Source organism: Bartonella sp. AU18XJBT (assembly GCF_028618595.1).
GTDB lineage: Bacteria > Pseudomonadota > Alphaproteobacteria > Rhizobiales > Rhizobiaceae > Bartonella.
This window is the reverse complement of the sequence record NZ_JAQITE010000130.1, coordinates 1-1461: the sequence shown is the minus strand read 5'-3', so window position 1 is coordinate 1461 and position 1461 is coordinate 1. Positions and strand designations below refer to the sequence as shown.

Sequence of the window (1461 nt, the reverse complement as noted above, 5' to 3'; positions counted from 1 at the left end):
TTATTGAACAGGTTTTCCTAAAAACGTTCCAATTTTGAGTTTGGATTCGCAAACAGTATCTGTTGCCTCCAAAACAACTTTTGTTAAAGTGGCAGGGGAAGTGGATGAAGCAGATGATAATGATGACTGTCTCACCATGGAAAGTGCTGATCCTTTAAGCCTTTCAAAAGATAGTTTGTAACTCATAAGAAATGCTATCAAGACGTATTTATAGATTAAAGGTTGGTACTTAAAAAAATAATAAGAGTAAAAAGTTATTTTAAAACATATTAAGTGAATTTTTAAAAGACAGTTTATAATGATAAGAAATCCTATCAAGACTATTATGGTTATGAGTTTAGGGGGTTATGGGGGTTTTGGGGGGTCTTTTTACCCCCCCCTTTATATATATTTTTTAGTCAAAAATAAAAGTTATTATATTTCAATAAGTTAATCTTTCAAATAAACAACCTATATTAAACATAACACATAAATACAATCTTTAATATATATTTAAGAGGGTTTTGTCGGTGTTTTGGGGGTTTTAAAAACAGACAAAACCTATAAGTAATATAAGAAAATGAGTATATATAACTCTCTTTAAACAAAGCTTTTGAAAAGGATAAAGCTATCATTTTAGATTACGGTATAATCTTTTAAAGGCAATCCAAAAGAAGCGTATTCTGTTTAAGAGTGGATTTCTTAAAAGTCTTAAAGCAATCCAAAGTACAGTGTTTAAAAGTGCAAATGATTTCTTTTTAGAATAATGCATGATAAATTATCTCTTTTAAGATTATAGGTAATCAACTCACAAGATGATACGTTTACAAAATTTACAAAAGTCCATTAAAGGATTTCTGATAACGTAATTCTTTCCTATCTTAGTTATCTCATAACAGATGATAAAATAGACTGTTATTTAAACTAATAAATAAGCGGCTTTAATAAGATTAGCATGCCCATTATGTGAGCATGCTTTATAAGTCTATTCAGTTTCTCTAATTTCCAATTTTGGTAGGTTCTTAACAATTTTGATTGTCTCTAAACTTACAGTAATAACCCTTTGGAATAACTCTAATGGATAAGCAGGGTTGCCAATGGTTTCAACAGCATAACGATTGGCATCATTAACAATACCACTCTTTTTATCAGTCTTAACGCATTGACGCCCCATAACCCATTCAAGAGCGGGCTTGCCATTGACGATATACTCATAAGCCTCAAGAGGGATATCTGTCATGATGATATTGCTGTTATAAATGACAGTTGATTTATCTTTCTCTTTAGCTGCTTTTGCGAATTTCATTTCAGTCACGTAATAGAATTTTTCGGGATTAGAGATCTCTGTCTGTTTTGGATTACCCTTTTTAAAGGTCACTGGATAAGGTTCTATATCTTCATAATTTACGTGCAAATGACCCAATTCACGTCCTGCTGTTACAAACTTCCAAAAATCTTCAGCGCTTTTAACACAAGGGATAC

Annotated in this window: 2 protein-coding genes; one reads left to right on the top strand and one right to left on the bottom strand. The window is 31.3% G+C overall.

What is annotated here, in order from left to right; genetic code table 11:
• The first annotated feature begins 34 nt into the window (after positions 1-34).
• On the top strand, positions 35-181 hold the full coding sequence (locus PVV60_RS10480; protein ID WP_273724670.1) for a hypothetical protein: 147 nt from the start codon (positions 35-37) through the stop codon (positions 179-181).
• 783 nt (positions 182-964) lie between these two features.
• On the opposite strand, the gene PVV60_RS10475 is transcribed toward PVV60_RS10480, so the two are convergent.
• Positions 965-1461, bottom strand: a 497-nt coding sequence (locus PVV60_RS10475) for a type ISP restriction/modification enzyme (protein ID WP_342752819.1), incomplete at its 5' end; no start/stop codon positions are given.